This window comes from Mesorhizobium sp. C277A, from assembly GCF_040324395.1.
GTDB lineage: Bacteria > Pseudomonadota > Alphaproteobacteria > Rhizobiales > Rhizobiaceae > Mesorhizobium.
The window spans coordinates 847232-868686 of sequence record NZ_JAMYVW010000002.1 but is presented as its reverse complement, the minus strand read 5'-3'; the positions used below and the strand labels follow the sequence as shown (position 1 = coordinate 868686).

Below are 21455 nucleotides of genomic sequence, written 5' to 3'. Positions count from 1 at the left end.
CAGCTGAGTGCGTAAGTCCTGCTAAGGTTGCCTAAACGGGATTAACTGGCTTTGCGGACAATTGCAGGCCAAGCGCCTTGGTTACGCCCAGCAATGTACTGAGGCGCGGATCGCCCTTTTCGCTCAGCGCCTTGTAGAGTGCCTCTCGGGTCACGCCGGCGTCCTTCGCTATGCTTGTCATGCCGCGGGCGCGCGCGACAATGCCGAGGGCGTGCGCAATATAAGTCGCGTCCCCGGTCTCGAACGCATCAGCGAGCAGTTCGGCTTGAGACTCAGCATCATCAAGATATTCGGCGGCGTCGAATGGTGTGGTTCTGAGGGTCATATCAAACTTCCTTTGCCATTTTCCTGGCTTTTCCGATGTCCCTGTCCTGCGAGCCTTTGTCACCGCCGCAGAGCAGGATAATGACCGTGTTGCCGCGCCGGACGAAGTACACGCGGTATCCCGGACCGTAATCTACGCGCAATTCTCCTATGCCATCGAAGAACTTGGCATCTCCCAACAGCCCAGCCTGAACGCGGACAATCCGTTGGGTGATCTTCTTTACGGCGCGAATGTCCGTGAGCCCTCTGAGCCATTTTCGGAATTCGTCAGTGGATCGAACTTCGATCATCCGTGAACTATAATTTACAGCAGAACTGGAATCAAGTGCCGTGAACTTTAGATTACAACTCGATTTGGTGCACCCGCGGCTCTGCCGCCGCCGGTGGCATCTTGCCGTCGATGATCGCCGCTATGTCGCGGCGCAGGAAATCCAGCGGGCCGGTCGCCGGCTGAACCTGCGGCGGTATACGGGCGTTGTCGCTGGCCGATTTCAGTACACGGCGATCCTGCTGCAGGGCAAAGGCAAAGAGCGGCCGGAAGGCAAGCGCCTTGAGTTCGCCGAACAGGCCCTGTCGCGGGCCGATGAGCCAGCCGACGCCTTCGACGGTCCGTTCGTCCGCCTGACGCAAATGGAAAGTGGTCGCCAGTGCCAGGCCGCCCTTGCCCCAATATTCGAGTTCGACGATGCCGGGATGGCGGTAACGGCCGATGGTCCTGGCGCGCTCGCCTTCCAGCAGCCGGCTGACCAGCCCCTGTTGGCGGTTCTCGCCGGTGTAGCAGCTTTCGACCCAGCCCTTGCCGCCGGTCACCTCGACGCGCACGAGGTGGCGATAGGGCTCGCCCTGGGGCGTGCCTGCCGAGACGAAGACGACGCCGTCGCGCTCGATCGCGCTGTAGCGGCGGACACGGTAATGCGGGACGTCGCCGACATGGCCGGGAATGGCGGTGCAGCGCCCTTCCCCATTGTAGCGCCAGCCATGATAGGGACATTCGATCTCGCCGCTGATGACCTTGCCGGTCGACAGTTCGACAAGCCGGTGAGCGCAGCGGTCGAAGAGGGCTGCAATCCCCTGCGCCGAGCGGAACAGCACCAGCGGCGTGCCATCGAACAGGATGCGTTTCGGCTTGGCTTTGATATCGGCAGACCGCACTACCGCCTGCCAATAGTCTTTGTCTTTTTGCTGCCGGGCTTCGCTCAAAGTTCAAATCTCCTGAGCAGAGGAATGCCGATCTTCGCGAGCACAGATTCCATGATACGCACTGCCGCGCGCTGGCGGCGCGGCAGATGGGCAGCATAGACGGCGTTGTATTCCACCGTCGCCACGGCGCCGCGCAAGCGTTTGAAGGCGGCGGCACCGGCGCTCATGTTGAAGAACAGGCCGTGCGCCGTCGCATGATCCTGAGCCAGCGCCATCATCATGCGGTAAAGGCCTTCGCTCACCGGGAGGCCGGTGTCGTAGCCGACGATGGGCTGCGTCAGTGTCCTGCCGTTCTGAGACAAAGCGGCGACGGCGACCAGTTCACCGCCGGGACGACGCAGGCCTGCCAGTTGCAGGATGCCGCGACGGTGCGTCTCGCCGATATAGCGGGCGGTGTAGTGCGGGTTGAGCGGCGTGTATTTGTCGAGATAGAGCATCCGGTAGAGCGCTTCGGCGCGCGCATAGTCGGCCTCGGTGAAGTCGCCATTGCCGACCCGCTCGAACGGCGTCGTGCGCAGCCGCTTGCGGTCGCGCTTCATGTCGTTGGTCATGGCCGAACCGCGGCCGGCGAAGATGTAGATCTGCCGCGCCGCCAGCATTCGAAAACCCTCCGCCTTCAGCACTGCGATTGTCGAGGGATCGGCGATCTCGTTCAGGGAGCGGATGAGAACAGCGCGATCGGGAAAACGCGCGGTGAGATCGTCGCGCATCGCCGCGACCGCGTTGCGATCGAGCAGCGGCACCGGATTGGTCGAATAGAGCCAGTTGTTGACCTGAACCTGATGGTCAAGGCCGCTCATCCTGACCAGCGGCGCGCACAGGCCGATCAGCATCCGCATCGTTTTTTGCAGCAAGGGCGAGGAGACGAAATTGCGGGTCTCGTCGATGGCATAGTCGATATAGGCGCTGGACGGGCAGCAGATGTAGCAGTTCGGCGCTTCGCTTCTGTCGTTCAGCGTCAGCGGAAAGGAGCGGCCGGCGATCTCGAAGGTTTCGACAGCCACTGTCAGATTGCGCACGAGGTCGCGCACCGGCACCTCGTTGAAAAGCTGAACGAAGGCTTCGACCTCACGCGGGTTGTTTTCAACCTGGTCCAGTTGAGCGACTGGCAATGCGGCAGGCCGATTCACGTCCTCATCCCCAGTCGGCATTCTACACGGCGCAGTTTACGGCTGGTCTCCAGCGGCAGGCTCTTGCGCAGGAGGCTGACTCTCACCGTCGCCTGGCGCGCGGCCAGTAGCGTTCGCACGGCTGCATGCGCGGCAGTGGCGGCTTCGTCGGCGAGCTCGGGCGCAAGGCTAAGTTCGATGACGTCGGCAGCGGTCTGGACCAGGCGGAAATCGTCGATGCGCCGGTCGGCCTTGAGCACCGCATTGCGTAGTATGTCGGGCGTGACGAGGAGCTGCCCGTGCGGCGAGGCGAGCCGGAAAGCGTCGTCCATGCGGCCGACGATCTCGTCCAGCGTGCGCAGCGGCGAGCCGCAGCGGCATGGCTTTTCGGACAGCCGCAGCAGATCGTTCATCCGGTAGCGCGCCATGATCTGGGTCCGGCGGCGAAAGGCGGTGATCAGCGGCATGACCAGGCCGTCGCCGGCCGGTTCGAACTCGAAGAACACCGAATCCTCGGCCAGATGCAGCCCGCCCTGGGGGCAGGTGACGGCGAACAGCCCTTCCGTCGCCATGTAGATCTGGTCGAGCTGACGACCAAAGAATGCCTGGATGACCGGCCGGTCAACCGGGTCGAGCGTTTCGGCGGCGCTGAAGACACGCTGCGGCTTGAGCCTAAAGCCCTCGGCCGCGAAGTGCCGCAGCATCTTCGGCGGCGCGATGATCACCGTCGGCGCGAAACCTTCGAGAGCGCCGCGCCAGCTCTCCGGACCGCGCGTCAGATCGAAGAAGCGCAGGTCGATACGCCGCGATTTGCGCGCGCTATCGTAGAGCCCGGTGTTTTGCGGCAGGATCACCGCAACGCGCTGCCGGCGCCAGAGCAGATCGGGCACTGCTTTGGCCAGGATGGTGCCCAGCCAGCGGTATTTTTCCGCTTCGGAAATGATGAACAGGCCACGATTGCCCGACGTGCCGGTGCTGGCGCCGACTGTCAGTTCACCAATGCGGCCATCGCCTGCCTGCGCCTTCCAGGCCTCGGCGGCCGAGACGCCGCGGATGTTGAAGCGCTCGAAATTGCCCATCAGCGTCGCCTTGTCGGTCACCGGCAGATCGCCGAGATGACGCGGCGTCTTGCCGTAGAACGGCGCGCGCGGCAGGTCGCGGTCGAGAAAGCGGCGCAAGGCATGACCTTGCCAGCGTTCGAAATTCTCACGGCTCTTGCGCGAGAGCCATTGCGTCAACACAAACGAACGGGCCGCTTCCGTCGGCCCGTTCATGCGCTCTCTCCGGCAAGATCGTAGGCCGTCACCGCCGGATCATGACAAAGAACAACCTCGCCGCCGGTCGCCAGAAACCGGCGCAACATTACGCTGGTCGGCTCGATCGCGGCGGCATCCTCGGCCAGCAGGGTTGCCGGCAGACCGGGAGTTCGGTTTTCGACAAGGGCCGCGAACAACCATTGCGCGTCGACGGCGTAGAGCAGCGGCCGCTCCAGATTTGGGAACGAAAGGCCGAACTGGCCATCGGCATGGCCGGGCAGATCGACTGCGATGACGCTGCCGTCGCCGAACAGATCGGCGCCGCCTGGCACGCCGCCGCGAGGTTCGATCCGCCGCTTCGACGACAGCCCGTCGAGCCGGCTCTCGAAATCGGGCGGGAACAGTTCCTTGAAGACGCCATGGCGCAGATTCTGCCGGGAAGTCTTGGCCTTCGCCCGCGCCCAGGCGGTGTCATTGGCGATAAGCCGAGCGTTGGGAAACAGCGACAGGCCCGACATGTGGTCGGCATGGAAATGCGTGACAATGACGGTGCGCACATCCTGCAAAGACAGGCCGAAGCGCGCCAGTACCGCGAGCGGCTGCTCGGCTTCGTTGAGCTGGGGCCGGAGGATCGCACTGTAAAGACGCAGCGCCGTGCTGCGCTCGCTGCCTTGTGTCACATGCGGCGTGTAGCCGGTATCGATCAGTACGGGGCCGGCCTGCGGATGCATGATCAGGCCGTAGCGGACACGTAGCCTGACCTTCGCCCAGCTGCCGCCGCGCAGGATCAGGCGCTCGGCTGCGCCGACAGAGGCGCTGTTGGCGAAGACGATCTTCACGCTGCCCCCCTGCTTTCCATCGCCTTGCCGAATGTGCGATCGAGCCCTTCCTCGAACGACACTTTCGGCGCCCAGCCGAGGATGCGGCCTGCCTTGGAAAGATCGAGGCTCTGCGCATAGGCGAACAGGCCAAGACCGTAGCGCGTCACCGGCGGTTCCGGGCGGCCGGGCAATATATTCGCTACCGTCTCCGCTATCCCGGCCGCCAGCATGGCGGGCCAGAGCGGCATTCTTCGCCAGCGCGGCTGCACGCCGGCGCGGGCGCAGGCCGCCTCGGCAACGCGGCGGACCGGCACCACTTCGCCGCCGGAGATGTTGAATATCTGTCCCTCGGCAGCGCTGCCGGCGGACAGCGCGGCAAGCACCGCATCGACGACATCCTCTATATAAGTGAGATCGATGCGCGCCTTGCCGTCGCGAAACAGCGGCAGCGGGCGCTGCCGTGCCACCTGCAGCAGACGCGGCAGCAGCGTGCGGTCGCCGGGACCGTAGAGGCCGCGCGGCCGCAGCACCACCGGGCTGATCTCAGGCGCCGCCAGCACGATCTCCTCGGCCTGCCGCTTGGTGCGGGCATAGTGGTTGACCGGAGGGGGCAAGGCCGCATTCTCGGAAACTCCGAGCTGGTCGCGATAGGCGAAACAGACCGTCGGGCTGGAGATATGGACGAAGCGGCGCACGCCTTGCCCGCGCGCGAAATCGCTGAGGTTGCGGGTAGCTGTGACATTTGCCGTCTGGAAATCCGCCAACCTGCCGAAGGGCGCGGAAAGTGCCGCGCAGTGGATGATCGCATCGACGCCGTCGAGAGCGCGCGCGGCAGCTGCATCGAATGGTTGAGACAAATCGAGCCGAACGACCCGATGACCAGCGGCTTCGAGCGCCGCGCAGCGTTTGGCGTCCCTGCCAAGACCCAGCGCCGGTGTGCCCAGTGCAGCCAGCCGCGCCATGACATGCGCGCCGAGGAAGCCGCTAGCGCCGGTGACGAGGACGCGTCCCACGGTCATGCTTCCAGCGCCATGCCGCCGAACGACACGCCGGCCGAGGTGCCGAGGAACAGCACTTTGGCGCCGGGCACAATGCGTTGTTCGCGGCGCGCGACGTCGAGCGCAAAGGGGATGGAAGCGGCGATCTGATTGCCGTAGCGCGCCGCGATGTCGACGAGCTTTTCCCTGGCGAAGCCCGTCTGGCGCGCCATGTGGGCGAGCGCGAAAGGGCTTGCCTGATGCGGCACGACGAGGTCGACATCGTCGTGCCGCCAGCCGGCGCGATCGAGCAACTCCGCTACAAAGCCGTTGAAATGGCGTGACGTGACGCGAAACAGTTCCTTACCCTCCATGTGGAACAGGCTGTGGCGGGCAAATTCCTCAGGCTCACGATGAAAGTCGAACCGGGTGCCGCCGGAGCCGATGCTGCAGGCCGCATAGGCGGAAGGGTAGGTGCGCATCAGGTTGGCCGCGACTCGACCCTCGGCAGGGGCTGCCTGTTGCAGCACGGCGGCCGCCGCGCCATCGCCGAAGAGGGCCGCAATTTCCGGCTGGTCCTGCCACGGCAGCGCGCGCGAGGCGATTTCAGACGAGAACACCAGCGCCGTCCGGCATTGCCCGGCCTCGATCAGGCGCGACGCGGTCTCGAAGGCTGTGAGGAAGCCCAGGCAGGTGCTGTTGACGTCGAAAGCGGCCGCCGACCCATCGGCAAGGCCGAGGCGCTGCATGACCAGCGGCGCCGTCGACGGCAACGGCTGGTAAGGCACGCCGCAACCGCCGATGACCAGATCGACACTGCCTGCCTCAAGTTCGGCATCGGCAAGCGCCAGACGGGCTGCGGCACAAGCAAGGTCGACCTGCGATTCGGCGTCGCAGACATAGCGTTCGATGACGCCGGTCGCGGCCTCGAAATGTCCATCGCCAAACCCCAGCCGCGCATCGAGGGCGCGCGACGTCACGCATCGAGCCGGCACGGCCCGCCCGGTTCCGATGATCCTGATCCGCATTCTCAGCCCGCCCAATGAGCCTGCATCCAGTCAATCCATAAAACGGATCCAATGTGATGGCCATCATCAAGACGAATGCGTGGGAACTATGGAGCCTTCAGTGGATTGCGGCTAGAATCTCTCGCACGTATAAAGACCCGTACGGGGGCGATTATGGCCAGATCTTTTTTCCGCTTTATTTCTTCAATTTTTGGCGCGTCCGACGCCAGACAGGAAGGAAAAGCCGAGGCCAACAGAGCCAATACAGGGGGCTTGATCAGAGCCGAATGGCCCCATGACTATCAGTTCCTCTTTATCGAACCACCTGCGAACGAAGTCGCGGAAGCGTTGGACGGCTGGAAGTGGATCGGACTGGATGGCCTTGAACCAGCTGCGGTGTCAGCTTTCGGCGACATATTTTTCCGTGCCGGCGACGGGTCGGTTCGTCATCTCGATATGCTCGACGGGAAATTGACCAGAATTGCGGGTCATTGGGCGGAATTTCAGGCCGACTTGCAGAATGAAGCGCGCCGCGACGAGTTGCTGCTGGCGGGCCTTGTCGTTGCCGCCCGGAAGAACGGACTGATTCCGGCAGCCGGCCAATGCTATGATTTCAAGAAGCCGCCGGTGCTTGGCGGCGAAATGAGTCTGCGAGAGATGGAAACGACGTTTTTCGTTGTGAAGGTGCATATCGCCGGCCAAATCCATCGGCAGGTGAAAGATCTCCCGCAGGGCGCGAAGATAAACAAGGTTACGATCAGCGACCGATAACGCGACTTACGCCTTGCGCTCCCAGCGACGGTCGGGCGTCTGCTGCCAGTAGGTGACAGCGTGGCCCGCTTCTTTCAACACCTTCCAATGCGTCCGCGCCCCTTCGACCTGGGCCGCGTCATGGCCGTCGAACAGGAACACGGCGCGTTCGTAGCCGGCGAGATCGGCGGGTGCGGCGCCATCGACGAGGAAGCGTATCTGCGCCTGGTTGGGGTTGGCGTCGCTCGTGGTGAGCAGGATTGGCTGTTCGGCCGGATGGGCTTCACGGTCGGTCGCGTGCGCGAGGAACGAATCGTCCCTGAATGTCCACAGATGCAGGTCGAGCGCATCGCGCCGCTCCTCGGTCCCTGTCTGCACCACGGCGCGCCAGCCGCGATCGACGCTGCGCTCGAGCAGGCCGGGAAGCGCATCCTCCAGCGTCGATTCGGTCAGGTGGTAGAACAGGACATCGGCCATTCCCTGCCTTATCCCTCGTAATTGTCGCGCACCAGCCGGTCGAGCAGCCTGACGCCGAAACCCGAGCCCCAGGACTGGTTGATCTCGCTCGGCGGAGAGCCCATCGCGGTGCCGGCGATGTCGAGATGCGCCCACGGCGTTTCCTTGACGAAGCGCTGCAGGAACTGCGCGGCGATGATGGCGCCGCCATAGCGGCCGCCGATGTTCTTCATGTCGGCGTTCTTGGAATCGATCAGCTTGTCGTATTCGGGCCCAAGCGGCATGCGCCACAGCCGCTCCTGACTCGCCTGGCCGGCCGCCGTCAACCTGTCCGAAAGTTCGTCATTGTTGGAGAACAGGCCGGCATAATGCTGGCCGAGCGCGACCATGATGGCGCCGGTCAGCGTCGCCAGATTGACCATGAATTTCGGCTGGAAGCGGTCGTTGCAATACCACAGCGCGTCGGCCAGAACGAGGCGTCCTTCGGCATCGGTGTTGAGCACCTCGATGGTCTGACCCGACATCGAGGTGACGATGTCGCCGGGGCGCTGGGCATGGCCGTCGACGGCATTTTCCACCAGCCCGACGATGCCGACGACATTGGCCTTGGCCTTTCGCGCGGCCAGCGCCTGGATGAGCCCGATGACGGCCGCGGCACCGCCCATGTCGCCCTTCATGTCTTCCATGCCGGAGGCCGGCTTCATAGAATTGCCGCCGGTGTCGAAGGTGACGCCCTTGCCAACGAAGGCGACCGGTGCGTCCTTGGCCTTGCCGCCCTTCCATTGCATGACAGCCATCCGGGCGCCGCGCGGCGAACCCTGCGCGACACCGAGGAGCGAGCCCATGCCGAGCTTCTTCATTTCCTTCTCGGTGAGGATCTCGACCTCGACGCCGAGCGCTTCCAGTTCCTTGGCGCGGGCGGCGAATTCGATCGGGCCGAGCGTATTGGCCGGTTCGTTGACAAGGTCGCGCGCCAGAAGCACGCCGTCGATGACCGCAACCTCGTCGGCGAAGGCCTTTTTCGCCGCGGCAGGATCGGCGGTGTGGATGGTCACCTTGACCGGTTTCTTCGGCTCGGCATCGTCCTTGTCTTTCCTGGTCTTGTATTTGTCGAAGGAGTAGCTGCGAAGAATGATGCCGGCGGCAAGGTTCGCCGCTTGCCTGCCGCCAATCTTTGCGCCCGGCACATCGAGGATGACGGCCACCTCCGCTGCCTTGCGCAGGGACGCGGCGATGGTGCCGCCAAGCTTCAGCCAGGCAAAGTCATCGAGGCCGGCGACCTTGCCGGCGCCGACCGCCACCAGTCGGTCGAGCGATGTTCCCTGCGGCGCCAGCACTTCGACGACACCGGCGAATTTTCCGGAAAACTCCGCCACCGGAAACGCCCGCGCCAGCGTTCCTGAGGGGTCGCAGGCCTTTGCCGGTTCGCCAAGACCACCATCGTCGGCCGCCAGCACGATGATGCTGCCCTTTTTGGGTGCGGCAAATTTGGCGAAGGCGATCAATGGTCTCAAAGTCATCAGGTCCTGCTTTCGGGAAACGGCTCAGATTTTCAGGAAAAATGCATTCTCAGGGAAGATGCGCGACATTTGGTCGTTTTCCTTGATTTGGCAAGACTTTGCCGGAATCAGGGCTCATATGCGCAGCGGAATCGATAACGATTCGTCGCGGCACGGCTCCGCTTTCCTGCCGCAACCTTTTGTTAACCATTGATGTTCTCCCTTTCTTATTCATTGCCGCCGACACTCCGGCCTGCGGAACGGGCGATGTGGGACGGAGAATCGGATCGAACCGCCTGAAAGAAATGGCCAAACGCACCCAGTTGTACAGCCGCAGCCGGACGACTACCTTGTCGGCGGGCATGATGCCGTTCGGCAAATCGAGAAAAGCCTTACATGAAGGTCGTTGAACGCTACATCATGCGTCGCGCACTGGCGGTGTTTCTCGCTGCGCTGATCTGGACGCTGGCCATTGTCTGGACGACGCAGGTGCTTGCCCGCATCGACCTGGTCACCGACAGTGGCCAATCGGCGCTCACTTTTTTCGAGGTCGCGGGCCTCATCATCCCCACCATCATCCCGATCGTGGTGCCATTCGCCCTGGTGGTGGCGGTGGCCCAGACGCTCAGCGTCATGAACTCCGATTCGGAATTGGCCGTCATCAACGCCGCCGGCGCCTCGCGCTGGACGATTGTGCGGCCGGTCCTGCTGATCGCGCTGGCGGCCAGCGTCTTTTCCTTCGCGGTCGACAATGGCGTCGAACCCTATGCCAGGCAGAAGAACCGCCAGCTGATAGCATCCTCGCGCGCCGATCTCTTGTCGCTGATCATCCAGGAAGGCACGTTCCGCAAGATCGACGACGGGCTGTTCCTGCAGATAGGCGAGCGGCTGCCGGACAACCGGCTCGGCGGCATCTTCGTGGCCGATTCGCGCGAGGAAGGCGCCAATCTGATCTATTATGCCAAGAGCGGCAGCGTCGTCGAAAAGGGTGACGAGAAGGTGCTGATGATGAATGACGGCGTCATTCATCGCAAGACGCTGACCGGCGACCTGTCGGTCATTCGCTTCACGTCCTACGCCTTCGACCTTTCCGCCTTCATGTCGGCGGCGAACGATATCATGCTCCTGCCCAAGGACCGAACGACGCAATACCTGCTCAACCCGGATCCGAACGACAAGATCTTCCAGCGCAGGCCCGGCGCCTACAAGGCCGAGCTCGACCAGCGCTTTTCCGAATGGTCCTATTCGCTGGTGTTCGCGCTGATCGCGCTGGCCGTGGCAGGCGATGCGCGCTCACACCGCGAGGCGCGCATCCACCCGCTGATCACAGCCATCGCCATTGCGCTGTTCGTGCGCTGGCTGGGCTTCTTTGCCGCCGGCAAGGCCGACAAGATCCCGCAATACGCCTATATGGTCTATGGCGTGCCGGTCATCGCCTCGGCGGTCGCCATCTGGTTCATCGTCACCTCGCGAAGCATGGAACTGCCCGGCAGCTGGGCCGACTGGATGACGAATTTCGCCGGCCGCGTCAGCGATGGCTGGACGGCGCTCAAGCTGCGCCTCAATCGGCGCTACACATCCGGCCAGGGAGCCTGACGATGGGCTGGACCCTGGGCCGCTACTTCTTCTTTCGCTACGTGTCGATCACGATCTGGTTCTTCATCGGCCTTCTGGCGCTGGTGTTCCTGATCGACTTCACCGAGCTGTCCGGCCGCATCACCGGCCTGCCGGGCTTCACCTACGGCACGGCGGTCGCGATCTCGGCGCTGAGGATGCCGATGATCATGCTGCAGACGGTGCCGTTCGTCGGCCTGTTCTCGGCGATGGCGACGCTGGTGTCGCTCAACCGCAAATACGAGCTGGTGATTGCGCGATCGGCCGGAGTGTCGGCCTGGCAGTTTCTGTTGCCCTGCTGCATCGGTGCGCTGTTATTCGGCATATTGTCGGTCGGCGTGCTCAATCCGATCGCCGCGCATGGCTTCTCATGGTCGGAGCAGATGGAAAACCAGCTGCGATCCGGCAATTCGAACGCGGTGGCGGCCGATGCCACGCCGTGGATCCGCCAGAAAACCAACTCCGGCGACACCATCATCGGCGCCCGCGCCATCCTGAACCAGGGCCTGGAAATGGCCGACGCCGTGTTCTTCGTCCTCGATCCGCAGGGCAATATCGTCGAGCGCAAGGACGCGGCGCGGGCCTTTCTGCGCGACGGCTACTGGGAATTGCAGGACGTCAAGGTGTTCAAGGACGGCAACATCCGTTCCGAAACGACCGACCAGTTGCCAACCAACCTCAAGCCGGAATTCGTGCAGGAACGGCTGGCGCGCCCCGAAACCATCCCGTTTTACGACCTTCCCGGCAAGATTGAGGTTGCCCGCTCCTTCGGCCTCAAGGCAAATGCCTTCGCCATGCAGTTCGATTCGCTGGTGGCGTTACCGTTCCTGCTTGTGGCCATGACGCTGATTGCGGCAACAGTTTCAATGCGATTTGCGAGGATGGGGCAGTCGGCAACGATGATTCTGGGTGGCGTCCTCGCCGGCTTTCTGCTTTATGTCGTTTCGGTATTGGTCAAGGCATTCGGCGTTGCGGGATTCGTGCCCACAGCCGTGGCTGCATGGGTTCCGGTTGTCGTGGCTATGTTCTTTGGGGTGACATTCCTGCTATACAAGGAAGACGGCTAGTGAGGGAGGCGGCTTTGCGCAGCCATAGGCAGGCCGGTTTGGCGCGCCTCTATTCGGCGAGCGCCTTGGCATGCCTGCTCGCCTGCGGCGTGCTGACGGCTCCTGCGCTGGCGCAGGACGTCACCGACGTGGCAACGAAGGTTCCTTCCGGCTCCCAGATGCTGCTGGCGGCAGACACGCTCGTCTATAACAACGACAACCAGACGGTCACCGCCATCGGCGGCGTCCAGATCGACTATGGCGGCAACAAGCTCGTCGCCCAGCGCGTCGTCTATGATCGAAACACCAAGCGGCTGGTTGCCAGCGGCAATGTCGAGATCGTCAACAGCGACGGCACCAAGATCAACTCGCAGCATATCGATATTACCGACGATTTCGCTGACGGTTTCGTCAATGCGCTGCGCGTCGAAACGCCCGAAAAAGCCTATTTCGCCGCCGAAAGCGCCGAGCGCATGGGCGGCGTGCTGACAACGTTCCACAACGGCGTCTATACGGCCTGCGAGCCTTGCGAAGACAAGCCGGACAAGGCGCCGACCTGGCGGATCAAAGCCAGGAAGATCATTTGGAACGGCGAAAAGAAGACGGTTCGCTTCGAGAACGCGAATTTCGAATTCTTCGGCTTCCCGCTGGCTTATCTGCCGGCGTTCGAGATCGCCGACCCTACAGTCAAGCGCAAAAGCGGCTTCCTGATCCCCAGCATCGGCTACAACAACCGTCTCGGCGTCGGCGTCAAAGTCCCCTACTATTTTGCCCTGTCGCCGACCTATGACCTCACCGTTACCGGCAGCGGCTACACCAAGCAGGGTTTCCTCGGCGAGGCCGAGTGGCGCCAGCGCTTCAACAATGGCCAATACACGCTGAAGCTTGCCGGAATCAACCAGCAGGACCCTGGCGCTTTCCGTGATTTCGCGGCTTTCCCCGGCGGCTACAATGTCAATTCGGGGCCAGCAGGCGATCCGAACAAATTCCGCGGGATGATGGGCACCAAAGGCCAGTTCGCCATCAATCCGCGCTGGGACTTCGGCTGGGATATCCTGCTTCAGACCGACAAGAATTTTTCGCGTACCTACACGATCGAAGGCTACAACGACGCCGTGCATCAATCGTCGGTCTACCTGACCGGCCTAAACGACCGCAATTATTTCGATGTGCGCGCCATGCGCTTCCAGGTTCAGGAAAACACACCGGACGGCAACGTCGCATCGCGCAGCGACAAGCAGCCCTGGGTGTTGCCGTCGCTCGACTATGCCTACATCCCCGACATGTCGGTGGCCGGCGGCCAGCTGTCGTTCAACGTCAATGCACGAGTCATTCGCCGCGACGATCTCGATCAGGCCTATTTTACCCCCTACGTGCCGGGCTCCGGCGTCCAGCGCGTGCGCGGCATCGAGGGCGAATCCGGTCGCCTCACCGCCGAAGCCGAATGGAAGCGTACCTTCACCACGGACGGCGGATTGCAGTTGACGCCCCTTCTGGCTCTGCAGGGCGACGTCGACTATCTCAACGCTTCTTCGGCTTCGCTGACTGCGGTAAACCAGATGGCAACGAATGTCGGTGCCGCCGACGACATGCGGTCTTCCTTCGCCCGTTACATGGCGACCGCCGGCCTTGAGATGCGCTGGCCGGTGCTGTTTTCGATGGCCGGCTCCAGCCATATCGTCGAGCCGATGGCGCAGGTCTTCATGCGCCCGAACGAGCAGTATGTCGGCGGGCTCGCCGTTCCCAACGAGGATGCACAGAGCTTCGTCTTCGATGCCACGACGCTGTTCGAGCGCGACAAGTTCTCCGGCTACGACCGCGTCGAAGGCGGCAGCCGCGCCAATGTCGGATTCCGCTATTCCGGCGCCTATGACAATGGCTGGGGCACCAATGCCATCTTCGGCCAATCCTACCAGCTGGGCGGCCGCAACTCCTTCAATTCGCCGGATCTGGTCAATGTCGGCGCCAATGTCGATGGGGCTGCTAATTCGGGCCTGGAGACTTCGACCTCCGACTATGTCGGCCTTGTCGGCTTCAGCAGCCCGAGCGGCTTCTCCGGTTCGCTCAGCGGCCGCTTCGACGAGCAGACCTTCGAAGTTCGCCGTGCCGAGGTGAAGGCCGCCTATTCCGGGCTGCCGGTTTCGCTGAGCGCCAAATACGCCTTCATCCAGGCGCAGCCGCTCTATGGTTTCACCACCGATCGCCACGAAGTCACGCTCGGCGCCTCGACGCACCTGGCCGAAAACTGGCGCGTCTTCGGCACCGGCACCTACGACCTGCAACAAAGCGTGCTGGTCAAGGACGGCGTCGGCTTTGCCTACAATGATTCCTGCTTCACCTACCTGATGACGTACTCGGAATCACGCGACATCAACACCAAGGAAGTGTCGCAGAATGTCGGCTTCAACCTGTCGTTCCGCACGCTCGGCGATTTCGGCTCGTCCCAAAGCTCGATCGACTCCATCCAGTAGAGCCGGCTGACGACATCGTTTTGCCGCATAAAGCGGGCACGGATTTCGCCAATATCGGGCTGGAATCGGCCAAAACCGGGCTAGAATTGGGATGCTTTCGATGAGGAAATACCTGTTTTCGGCAGGATTCGCGCTCCTGTTCGCGGCGACCTCGGTCTCTGTCACCACGATGGTACCGCCGGCCTTCGCCAGTGAAATCAAGTATGTCGTCAACAACATGCCGATCACCACCGGCGACATCGCGCACCGGGCTGCCTTCCTGAAACTGCAGCGCAAGAAGGGTGACGCGGGTCAGGAAATGATCGACCAGACGCTGCGTATGGCGGAGGCCAGGCGTCTCGGCATCCGCATCTCCGACGCCCAGGTAGAGGCTGCCTATCAGCGCTTTGCCTCGAGCAACAAGATGCAGCTCAAGCAGCTCGACGGTGTCATGGCGCAGTCCGGCGTGACCAAGGAGCATTTCAAGGAATTCATCCGCTCCCAGATGGCGTGGAACCAGGCGCTGAGCGCACGCTACAGCGGCGGCGGCGGGGAGGTGAGCGAACAGGATCTGGTCAAGCGCATGCTCGAAAAAGGCGGCGCCAAGCCAAGCGCCACCGAGTACATGCTGCAGCAGGTGATCTTCGTGGTGCCGAAGGCCGAGCGCAGTGCCACACTCGCCAAACGCAAGCGCGAGGCTGAAGCCATGCGCGCCCGCTTCAATGGCTGCAACACCACGCGTGAATTCGCCAAGGGCCTGATCGACGTCACCGTTCGCGACCTCCCCCGATTGCTGGCGCCGCAACTGCCGCCGGACTGGGCCGAGCAGATCAAGGCCACCAAGCTGGGCGGCGCCACGGCCGTGCGCGAGACCGATCGCGGCATTGAATTCATCGGCATCTGCTCGTCGCGCGAGGTTTCCGACGACAAGGCGGCCCAGATGGTGTTCCAGAGCGAAGGCAGCGGCGACAAGAACGCCGACGAGCTCTCGGCCAAATATGTCGAAGAGCTGAAGGCGAAAGCCAAGATCGTTACGCGCTGAACCGGCCGAGCCGTGCGTGAGACAGAGCTTCCGCTGGCGCTGAGCGTCGGCGATCCATCCGGCGTCGGTCCGGAAATCGCCATTGCCGCGTGGCAGAGCGCCCGCGGTTCCGGTGCCGCGCCCTTCTATCTTCTCGCCGATCCGGCGCTGATTGCCGCGCGGGCGCGCCGGCTCGGCGCGGCGGTGGCAATCGCCGAGACGGTGCCGGCCCAAGCGGCTGGTGTCTTTCAACACGCCTTGCCCGTGGTGCCGCTGGCGGCCCACTTCACCGATGATCCCGGCCGGCCCGACCCGGCCAATGCCGCCGGCATCATCGAGGCCATCGATCGCGCCGTCGCCGACTGCCTTGCCGGTCACGCGGCCGCGGTCGTCACCTGTCCGATCGCGAAGAAGCCGCTTTACGATGCCGGCTTCGGCTTTCCCGGTCACACCGAATATCTGGCGCATCTGGCCTCGCTCCACACCGGCGGCACGGTGACGCCGGTGATGCTGCTCGCCGGCCCCGAATTGCGCACCGTTCCGGTCACCATCCACATCGGGCTGGCCGAGGTGCCGAAGACGCTGACGACGGAGCTGATCGTTGCCATCGCGCGCATCACCGCCGGCGATCTTGCACGCCGTTTCGGCATCGCCAGGCCGAGGCTCGCGCTTGCCGGCCTCAATCCGCATGCCGGCGAAAGCGGCGCCATGGGGACAGAGGACGAGCGCATCATTCGTCCTGCGGTCGACATGTTGCGGGCGCAAGGCATCGATGCCTTCGGACCGCTGCCGGCCGATACGATGTTTCATGCGCGCGCTCGCGCCGGCTACGACGTGGCGGTCTGCATGTATCATGACCAGGCGTTGATCCCGGCCAAGGCGCTGGCCTTCGACGAGGCCGTCAACGTCACGCTTGGCCTGCCGTTCATCCGCACCTCGCCCGATCACGGCACAGCCTTCGACATCGCCGGCAAGGGCATCGCACGTCCCGACAGCCTGATCGCGGCGCTGAAGCTGGCCCGCCGGCTGGCCGATACCGGCGCAAAGCCCGCAGTTGCATGAGCCAAAAATCATGAGCCCAAATCATGAGCCCAAAATTCATGAGCATTGACGGGCTGCCGCCGCTGCGCGAGGTGATCGAGCGCCATGGACTGCAGGCAAAGAAGGCGCTTGGCCAGAATTTCCTGCTCGACCTCAATTTGACCGGCAAGATCGCGCGGGTCGCCGGCGACCTCAGCGACAGCACGGTGATCGAGGTCGGCCCCGGCCCCGGCGGGCTGACCAGGGCGCTGCTCGCTGCCGGTGCCGGCCGCGTCGTCGCCATCGAGCGCGACGAACGCTGCCTTGCGGCCTTGGCCGAGGTCTCCAACCACTATCCGGGCCGGCTCGAGGTGATCAGCGGCGATGCGCTGAAGACGGATTTTGCCGCTCTTGCCAAGACCGCGTCACAAGACGGCCCGGTGAGGATTGCCGCCAACCTGCCCTACAATATCGGCACCGAGCTGTTGATCCGTTGGCTGACCGTGGCGGACTGGCCACCCTTCTATCAATCGATGACGCTGATGTTCCAGCGCGAGGTGGCCGAGCGCATTGTCGCCGGTGCCGGCAGCGATGCTTATGGCCGGCTCGGCGTGCTGGCGGGCTGGCGGACCGAGGCGAGGATCGCCTTCGACGTGCCGCCGCAAGCGTTCACGCCGCCACCCAAGGTAACGTCCTCGGTGGTGCATCTGGTGCCGCGCGCCAGCCCTTTGTCAACCGACGTGAAAAAACTCGGTCGCGTCACCGAAGCCGCTTTCGGCCAGCGCCGGAAAATGCTGCGGCAGAGCGTGAAGAGCCTGGGTGGCGAGGCACTGCTGACGCGCGCCGGCATCGATCCGACCCGGCGTGCGGAGACGCTCAGCGTCGAGGAATTCGTGCGGCTGACAAACGCGGTTTGACCGGCGGCGCTAGCGCCGCCTAGCAATCGTCATTCAAACGCATTACATTGACGTCGAAGGAGATTGCCATGCCAGCAAATGCACTGGTCCAGACGCGTATCGACGCCGACATCCGGGATCGAGCTTCGGCGGTGCTCGAAAGCATGGGGCTGACGGTCTCGGATGCGGTGCGGATATTGCTCACCCGAACCGCCAACGAGGGTGCGCTGCCCATCGATCTCGTCACAAACAACGAGGCGTATGATTTATGGTTTCGCGCCAAGGTTCGCGAAGCGCTCGACGACACCCGACAAGACATTCCTGATGATCAAGTCGAGGCGCATTTTGCCGAGAGACGCGCCGCGGCGCGGCGTTCGGGTGAACCTAAATCTTGAAGATCGTCTGGTCGCCATTCGCGCTTTCAGATCGCGACGGCATCTTCGCGCATATCGAGGCCGACAATCCTGCGGCCGCGATCGCCACCGATGAGCGGATCGTCGCCGCAATCAACCGTCTTCGGGACCTTCCCCAAAGCGGCCGGATCGGCAGGCTTGCAGGGACACGAGAGATCGTCATCGTCGGCACGCCATATGTCGCGGCCTATCAGCTGACCAACAGCACGATTCGAATCCTGCGCGTGCTTCACGGAGCGCAGCGTTGGCCGGACGATCTGCCAGGCAGCTGATGCGGCTAATTTAGATTGCCAGCGGTGGACGAGCTATTCCGTCTTCTCGTCCAGCAACCCCGAGACGAAATCGAACAGCCCGGGCCGGCGGTCGCGCCGCAGCCTTTCCGCCGTCACGATGCCACGCACTTCGGCGAAGGCGCGGTCGAGATCGTCGTTGACGATGACAAAGTCATATTCCTTCCAGTGCTCGATCTCGTTGCGGGCGTTCTTCAGCCTGGTCTCGATCACGTGCTCCTGGTCCTCGGCGCGGCGCTTGAGGCGCGACTTCAATTCCTTCATCGACGGCGGCAGGATGAAGATCGAGACGATGTCGGCGCGCATCTTCTCCTTGAGCTGCTGGGCGCCTTGCCAGTCGATGTCGAAGAGCATGTCACGGCCCTGCGCCAGCGCCAGTTCGGCCGGCTCGCGCGGCGTCGCGTAGCAATTGCCGTGCACCTCGGCCCATTCGAGCAATGCGTCGGAATCGCGCAGCCGCTCGAACTCGCGCGTGGTGCGGAAGTGATAGTGGACGCCCTCGATCTCCGAGCCGCGGCGTGGCCTGGTGGTGACCGAGACCGATAATTCCAGGCTGCCGTCGCTTTCCAGCAGGTTGCGCGCGATCGTCGACTTGCCGGCGCCCGACGGCGACGACAGGACCAGCATCAGCCCGCGGCGGCGAATGCGGGATCCGAGATCCCTGGCAACCATCGGCTCCTTGCCACCCATTCGGGTTTACTCCAGATTCTGGACCTGTTCGCGAAACTGGTCGACCACCGCCTTCAGTTCCAGCCCGATGGCGGTGACAGTGGCGGCGTTCGACTTGGAACACAGCGTATTCGATTCGCGGTTGAATTCCTGCGCCAGAAAATCGAGCTTGCGGCCGATGGCGCCGCCATTTGCCAGCAGCGCTCTGCCCGACGCCACATGCGTCTTCAGCCGATCGATCTCTTCACGGATATCGGCCTTGGTGGCCAGGAACGCCGCTTCCATGTGCAGCCGGCCGGCATCGAGATTGGCCGACGCATCCATCAGCAGCCGCACCTGTTCGGCGATCCGCTCGCGGATCGCCGCCGGTTCGCGCGACGGGTCGGCCTCGGCTTGAAGCGTCAGCGCCTCAATGGCGTCGATATGGCCGGAAAGCAGCGAACGCAGCGCTTCGCCCTCGTTCTGGCGTGCCTGCTCGAGACCTGTAAGCGCCGTTTCCAGCGCGGACAGGATTGACGCGTCGAGTGCTGCCCGCACCTCCTCGGTTTCGCTGGTTTCAGGGATATCGAGCACGCCGCGCAGGGAAAGCAGACCGTCGGCAGTTGCCGGACCAACACCGAACTGGTCCTGCAGCCGCTTGGCCAAGCCCGCCAGATCCCTGAGGAAGGCTTCGTTGACTACCGGCTGCGCCTGCTGGCCGGCGGCGCGGCCGACGGTCAGCGTCGCTTGGAAATTGCCACGCGAAAAGCGCTTCTGCAGCGTCTGCCGCACAGTCGGTTCGAGCCGCTCGAAACCTTGCGGCAACCGCAACCTGACCTCGACGCTCTTGCCGTTGACCGACTTGACCTCCCAGGCGATCGAGGCGCCGTCATGTTCGGCAACAGTGCGTGCAAATCCGGTCATGCTCTGCAAATTCATGATGCGGCTCGTGTCTCCCTGATGGTCCGATTCTACAAATTGCGCATGCGTTCGATATCACGGGCGGCGCGAATGTCAGAATCGCAATACCGGCAAGATGTTGATTTCCGCTGTCGTTTTCGATCTCGCAGGGCTGAAATCGAGAAGCAGAGGCACCAGAGCAAGACCGAAAACGCTTCGAACCGCGCTGTTCGTTCAAAGCAGCAGCGCGTCCGCCTCTGTCCGCGTTGCTTAAGGTCGATCCGTCTGAAAGCGCCGACCTGCTACTGGGCGGCACCCGTATCGCCGCCGGCATCACCGCTGTCACCGGCGGCATCGCCACTTGCGTCACCGTTGTCGTCGCCATCCGCCGGCGCATCGGTCTGGCCCGGAGTCTTGGCGCCCTTGGCGGCGTCTTCAGCCTGCTTCTTCTGCAGTGCCCGGTAGCGGGCAACGTTCTCATTGTGCTCGGCAAGCGTGGTGGCAAAGACGTGGCCGCCGGTGCCGTCGGCGACGAAATAGAGATCATCGGTCTTCGACGGGTTGGCGACGGCTTCGAGCGCGGCGCGGCCGGGATTGGCGATCGGCGTCGGCGGCAGGCCGTTGATCAGATAGGTGTTGTAAGGCGTCTGTTTCTGGATGTCAGATTGATAAATCGGCCGGTCGGCGGGTTTGCCCTTGCCGCCGAACAGGCCGTAAATGATGGTCGGATCGGATTGCAGCCGCATGCCCTTGGCCAGACGGTTGAGGAAGACGGCGGCAACGCGCGAGCGCTCGTCGCCCCGGCCGGTTTCCTTTTCGACGATCGAGGCCAAGGTGACGAAGTCGTCGACATTGGCCAGAGGCAGGTCGGGCGCGCGCCGCTGCCAGACCTCGTCGACCAACTTCTTCTGGTCGGCGAGCAGCTTGTCGACCATCTGTTGGCGCGTGGCGCCGCGGGTAAAGCGCAGCGTGTCGGTGGCGAGGCTGCCCTCAGCCGGCTTGGCGGCCGGCATGTCGCCGGTCAGCGCATCCTGCTCGGCGATGCGCTGCAGCGCCTGTTCGACCGTCAGGCCCTCGGGAATGGTCAGCGAATACATCACCGACTTGCCGCTCTTCAGAAGCTCCATGATGTCGCGCATGGAGGCGCGCGGCTTTATCTCGTATTCGCCTGCCTTCAGCGCTGAATCATTGCCATAGACCCGCACGGCGATGCGGAAGATGCGGGCATCGCTGATCAGCCCACGCCGTTCGAGCTGGTCGGCAATATCCTGGACGCCGGTGTTCGGCTTGACCAGGAAGGTGTCGCCGGCCACCGACGGGCCCGGTTCGTTGAATGCCTGCTTGCCGAAATAGAGCGAAACGCCGGCGGCGAGGATCATCAACATCACCGCGGAGATGACGAAGTTCATGAACACGACGACTTGGCTGCGCGAGGCGCGCGAGCGCTTTGGTGGTGGTGTGCCGGCTTCCGGGCGCAAAGCTTCGGCCGCGGTCTTCGGCACGATCGGGCCGGTCTGCTGGTTTTGTCCGAATTGTCCGCTGCCGCCCGGATTGGTGTTCATTAGCGCCCTACCATCTGATCTCTTAGAGCGACCATGCGCCCGATTGGACGCACAGCGTGCCCTAACATTTCAAGCCTACGCATCGTGCTTTTAAAAAAAGCGCCTTCGGTTTCAGGCCGATGCGACGAATCCCCAGCGGCAGAGTAGGCTTGAATATGGCAAAATTGACGACAGACCGCTGGCGCGCCGGTCGATA

The 21455-nt window shown here is 63.3% G+C and carries 23 protein-coding genes; 9 read left to right on the top strand and 14 right to left on the bottom strand.

Features of this window, described 5'->3' with window-relative positions:
* Positions 1-31: 31 nt before the first annotated feature.
* From NKK52_RS04230 to NKK52_RS04195, 8 genes are read right to left on the bottom strand one after another with little or no spacing between them, the layout of a single operon-like run.
* Positions 32-325 carry an addiction module antidote protein gene (locus NKK52_RS04230; RefSeq protein WP_023672747.1) on the bottom strand — a complete coding sequence of 98 codons (294 nt, stop codon included), beginning with the start codon at positions 323-325 and terminating at the stop codon, positions 32-34.
* 1 nt (position 326) lies between these two features.
* Positions 327-614, bottom strand: coding sequence for a type II toxin-antitoxin system RelE/ParE family toxin (locus NKK52_RS04225; protein WP_023672746.1), 288 nt, complete (start codon positions 612-614; stop codon positions 327-329).
* A gap of 52 nt (positions 615-666) precedes the next feature.
* Positions 667-1524, bottom strand: a complete 858-nt coding sequence (locus NKK52_RS04220; protein ID WP_023685702.1) for a Rieske 2Fe-2S domain-containing protein — start codon at positions 1522-1524, stop codon at positions 667-669.
* Positions 1521-2654 carry a GNAT family N-acetyltransferase gene (locus tag NKK52_RS04215; protein WP_352628299.1) on the bottom strand — a complete coding sequence of 378 codons (1134 nt, stop codon included), beginning with the start codon at positions 2652-2654 and terminating at the stop codon, positions 1521-1523. The genes NKK52_RS04220 and NKK52_RS04215 overlap by 4 nt, the downstream gene beginning before the upstream one ends.
* Positions 2651-3907, bottom strand: coding sequence for a F390 synthetase-related protein (locus NKK52_RS04210; RefSeq protein WP_023685700.1), 1257 nt, complete (start codon positions 3905-3907; stop codon positions 2651-2653). Before NKK52_RS04210 ends, NKK52_RS04215 begins: the two co-directional genes overlap by 4 nt.
* Positions 3904-4728 carry an MBL fold metallo-hydrolase gene (locus NKK52_RS04205; RefSeq protein ID WP_023685699.1) on the bottom strand — a complete coding sequence of 275 codons (825 nt, stop codon included), beginning with the start codon at positions 4726-4728 and terminating at the stop codon, positions 3904-3906. Before NKK52_RS04205 ends, NKK52_RS04210 begins: the two co-directional genes overlap by 4 nt.
* Positions 4725-5729 carry an NAD-dependent epimerase/dehydratase family protein gene (locus NKK52_RS04200; RefSeq protein WP_023685698.1) on the bottom strand — a complete coding sequence of 335 codons (1005 nt, stop codon included), beginning with the start codon at positions 5727-5729 and terminating at the stop codon, positions 4725-4727. The genes NKK52_RS04205 and NKK52_RS04200 overlap by 4 nt, the downstream gene beginning before the upstream one ends.
* Positions 5726-6667 (bottom strand): 3-oxoacyl-[acyl-carrier-protein] synthase III C-terminal domain-containing protein, encoded by a 942-nt coding sequence (locus tag NKK52_RS04195; protein WP_245263167.1) that lies wholly within the window; start codon positions 6665-6667, stop codon positions 5726-5728. The genes NKK52_RS04200 and NKK52_RS04195 overlap by 4 nt, the downstream gene beginning before the upstream one ends.
* 201 nt (positions 6668-6868) lie before the next feature.
* Here NKK52_RS04195 and NKK52_RS04190 point away from each other — a divergent pair, with 201 nt between their 5' ends.
* Positions 6869-7465 (top strand): T6SS immunity protein Tdi1 domain-containing protein, encoded by a 597-nt coding sequence (locus tag NKK52_RS04190; protein ID WP_023685696.1) that lies wholly within the window; start codon positions 6869-6871, stop codon positions 7463-7465.
* Between the two features lie 6 nt (positions 7466-7471).
* On the opposite strand, the gene NKK52_RS04185 is transcribed toward NKK52_RS04190, so the two are convergent.
* From NKK52_RS04185 to NKK52_RS04175, 3 genes are read right to left on the bottom strand one after another with little or no spacing between them, the layout of a single operon-like run.
* Positions 7472-7921: a DNA polymerase III subunit chi gene (locus NKK52_RS04185; protein ID WP_023672739.1), complete on the bottom strand. Its 450-nt coding sequence runs from the start codon at positions 7919-7921 to the stop codon at positions 7472-7474.
* An 8-nt stretch (positions 7922-7929) separates the two neighbouring features.
* Positions 7930-9420 carry a leucyl aminopeptidase gene (locus tag NKK52_RS04180; protein ID WP_023695590.1) on the bottom strand — a complete coding sequence of 497 codons (1491 nt, stop codon included), beginning with the start codon at positions 9418-9420 and terminating at the stop codon, positions 7930-7932.
* 49 nt (positions 9421-9469) lie between these two features.
* Positions 9470-9763, bottom strand: coding sequence for a hypothetical protein (locus NKK52_RS04175; RefSeq protein ID WP_155921583.1), 294 nt, complete (start codon positions 9761-9763; stop codon positions 9470-9472).
* A 32-nt stretch (positions 9764-9795) separates the two neighbouring features.
* Here NKK52_RS04175 and lptF point away from each other — a divergent pair, with 32 nt between their 5' ends.
* From lptF to NKK52_RS04135, 8 genes are all read left to right on the top strand, one after another.
* On the top strand, positions 9796-10995 hold the full coding sequence (lptF, locus tag NKK52_RS04170) for an LPS export ABC transporter permease LptF (protein ID WP_023672737.1): 1200 nt from the start codon (positions 9796-9798) through the stop codon (positions 10993-10995).
* Between the two features lie 2 nt (positions 10996-10997).
* Entirely contained in the window at positions 10998-12080 is a 1083-nt protein-coding gene (gene lptG, locus NKK52_RS04165) for an LPS export ABC transporter permease LptG (RefSeq protein WP_023685695.1), read from the top strand.
* Positions 12080-14530: an LPS-assembly protein LptD gene (locus tag NKK52_RS04160; protein ID WP_023685694.1), complete on the top strand. Its 2451-nt coding sequence runs from the start codon at positions 12080-12082 to the stop codon at positions 14528-14530. The genes lptG and NKK52_RS04160 overlap by 1 nt, the downstream gene beginning before the upstream one ends.
* Positions 14531-14621: 91 nt before the next feature.
* Positions 14622-15551, top strand: coding sequence for a peptidylprolyl isomerase (locus NKK52_RS04155; RefSeq protein ID WP_023685693.1), 930 nt, complete (start codon positions 14622-14624; stop codon positions 15549-15551).
* A gap of 12 nt (positions 15552-15563) precedes the next feature.
* Positions 15564-16592 carry a 4-hydroxythreonine-4-phosphate dehydrogenase PdxA gene (gene pdxA / locus NKK52_RS04150; RefSeq protein ID WP_023685692.1) on the top strand — a complete coding sequence of 343 codons (1029 nt, stop codon included), beginning with the start codon at positions 15564-15566 and terminating at the stop codon, positions 16590-16592.
* A 38-nt stretch (positions 16593-16630) separates the two neighbouring features.
* Positions 16631-17467 (top strand): 16S rRNA (adenine(1518)-N(6)/adenine(1519)-N(6))-dimethyltransferase RsmA, encoded by an 837-nt coding sequence (gene rsmA, locus NKK52_RS04145; protein WP_023705356.1) that lies wholly within the window; start codon positions 16631-16633, stop codon positions 17465-17467.
* A gap of 68 nt (positions 17468-17535) precedes the next feature.
* On the top strand, positions 17536-17841 hold the full coding sequence (locus tag NKK52_RS04140; RefSeq protein WP_023672731.1) for a type II toxin-antitoxin system RelB/DinJ family antitoxin: 306 nt from the start codon (positions 17536-17538) through the stop codon (positions 17839-17841).
* Positions 17838-18131: a type II toxin-antitoxin system RelE/ParE family toxin gene (locus NKK52_RS04135; RefSeq protein ID WP_023672730.1), complete on the top strand. Its 294-nt coding sequence runs from the start codon at positions 17838-17840 to the stop codon at positions 18129-18131. Before NKK52_RS04140 ends, NKK52_RS04135 begins: the two co-directional genes overlap by 4 nt.
* A 33-nt stretch (positions 18132-18164) precedes the next feature.
* Here NKK52_RS04135 and gmk read toward each other — a convergent pair whose 3' ends face one another.
* The 3 genes from gmk to mltG all read right to left on the bottom strand — a co-directional run bounded on the left by gmk (position 18165) and on the right by mltG (position 21259).
* Positions 18165-18839, bottom strand: a complete 675-nt coding sequence (gene gmk, locus NKK52_RS04130) for a guanylate kinase (protein ID WP_023672729.1) — start codon at positions 18837-18839, stop codon at positions 18165-18167.
* 6 nt (positions 18840-18845) lie between these two features.
* Positions 18846-19736, bottom strand: coding sequence for a YicC/YloC family endoribonuclease (locus NKK52_RS04125; protein WP_023685689.1), 891 nt, complete (start codon positions 19734-19736; stop codon positions 18846-18848).
* Between the two features lie 263 nt (positions 19737-19999).
* Positions 20000-21259 (bottom strand): endolytic transglycosylase MltG, encoded by a 1260-nt coding sequence (mltG, locus tag NKK52_RS04120; RefSeq protein ID WP_023685688.1) that lies wholly within the window; start codon positions 21257-21259, stop codon positions 20000-20002.
* Positions 21260-21455: the final 196 nt, after the last annotated feature.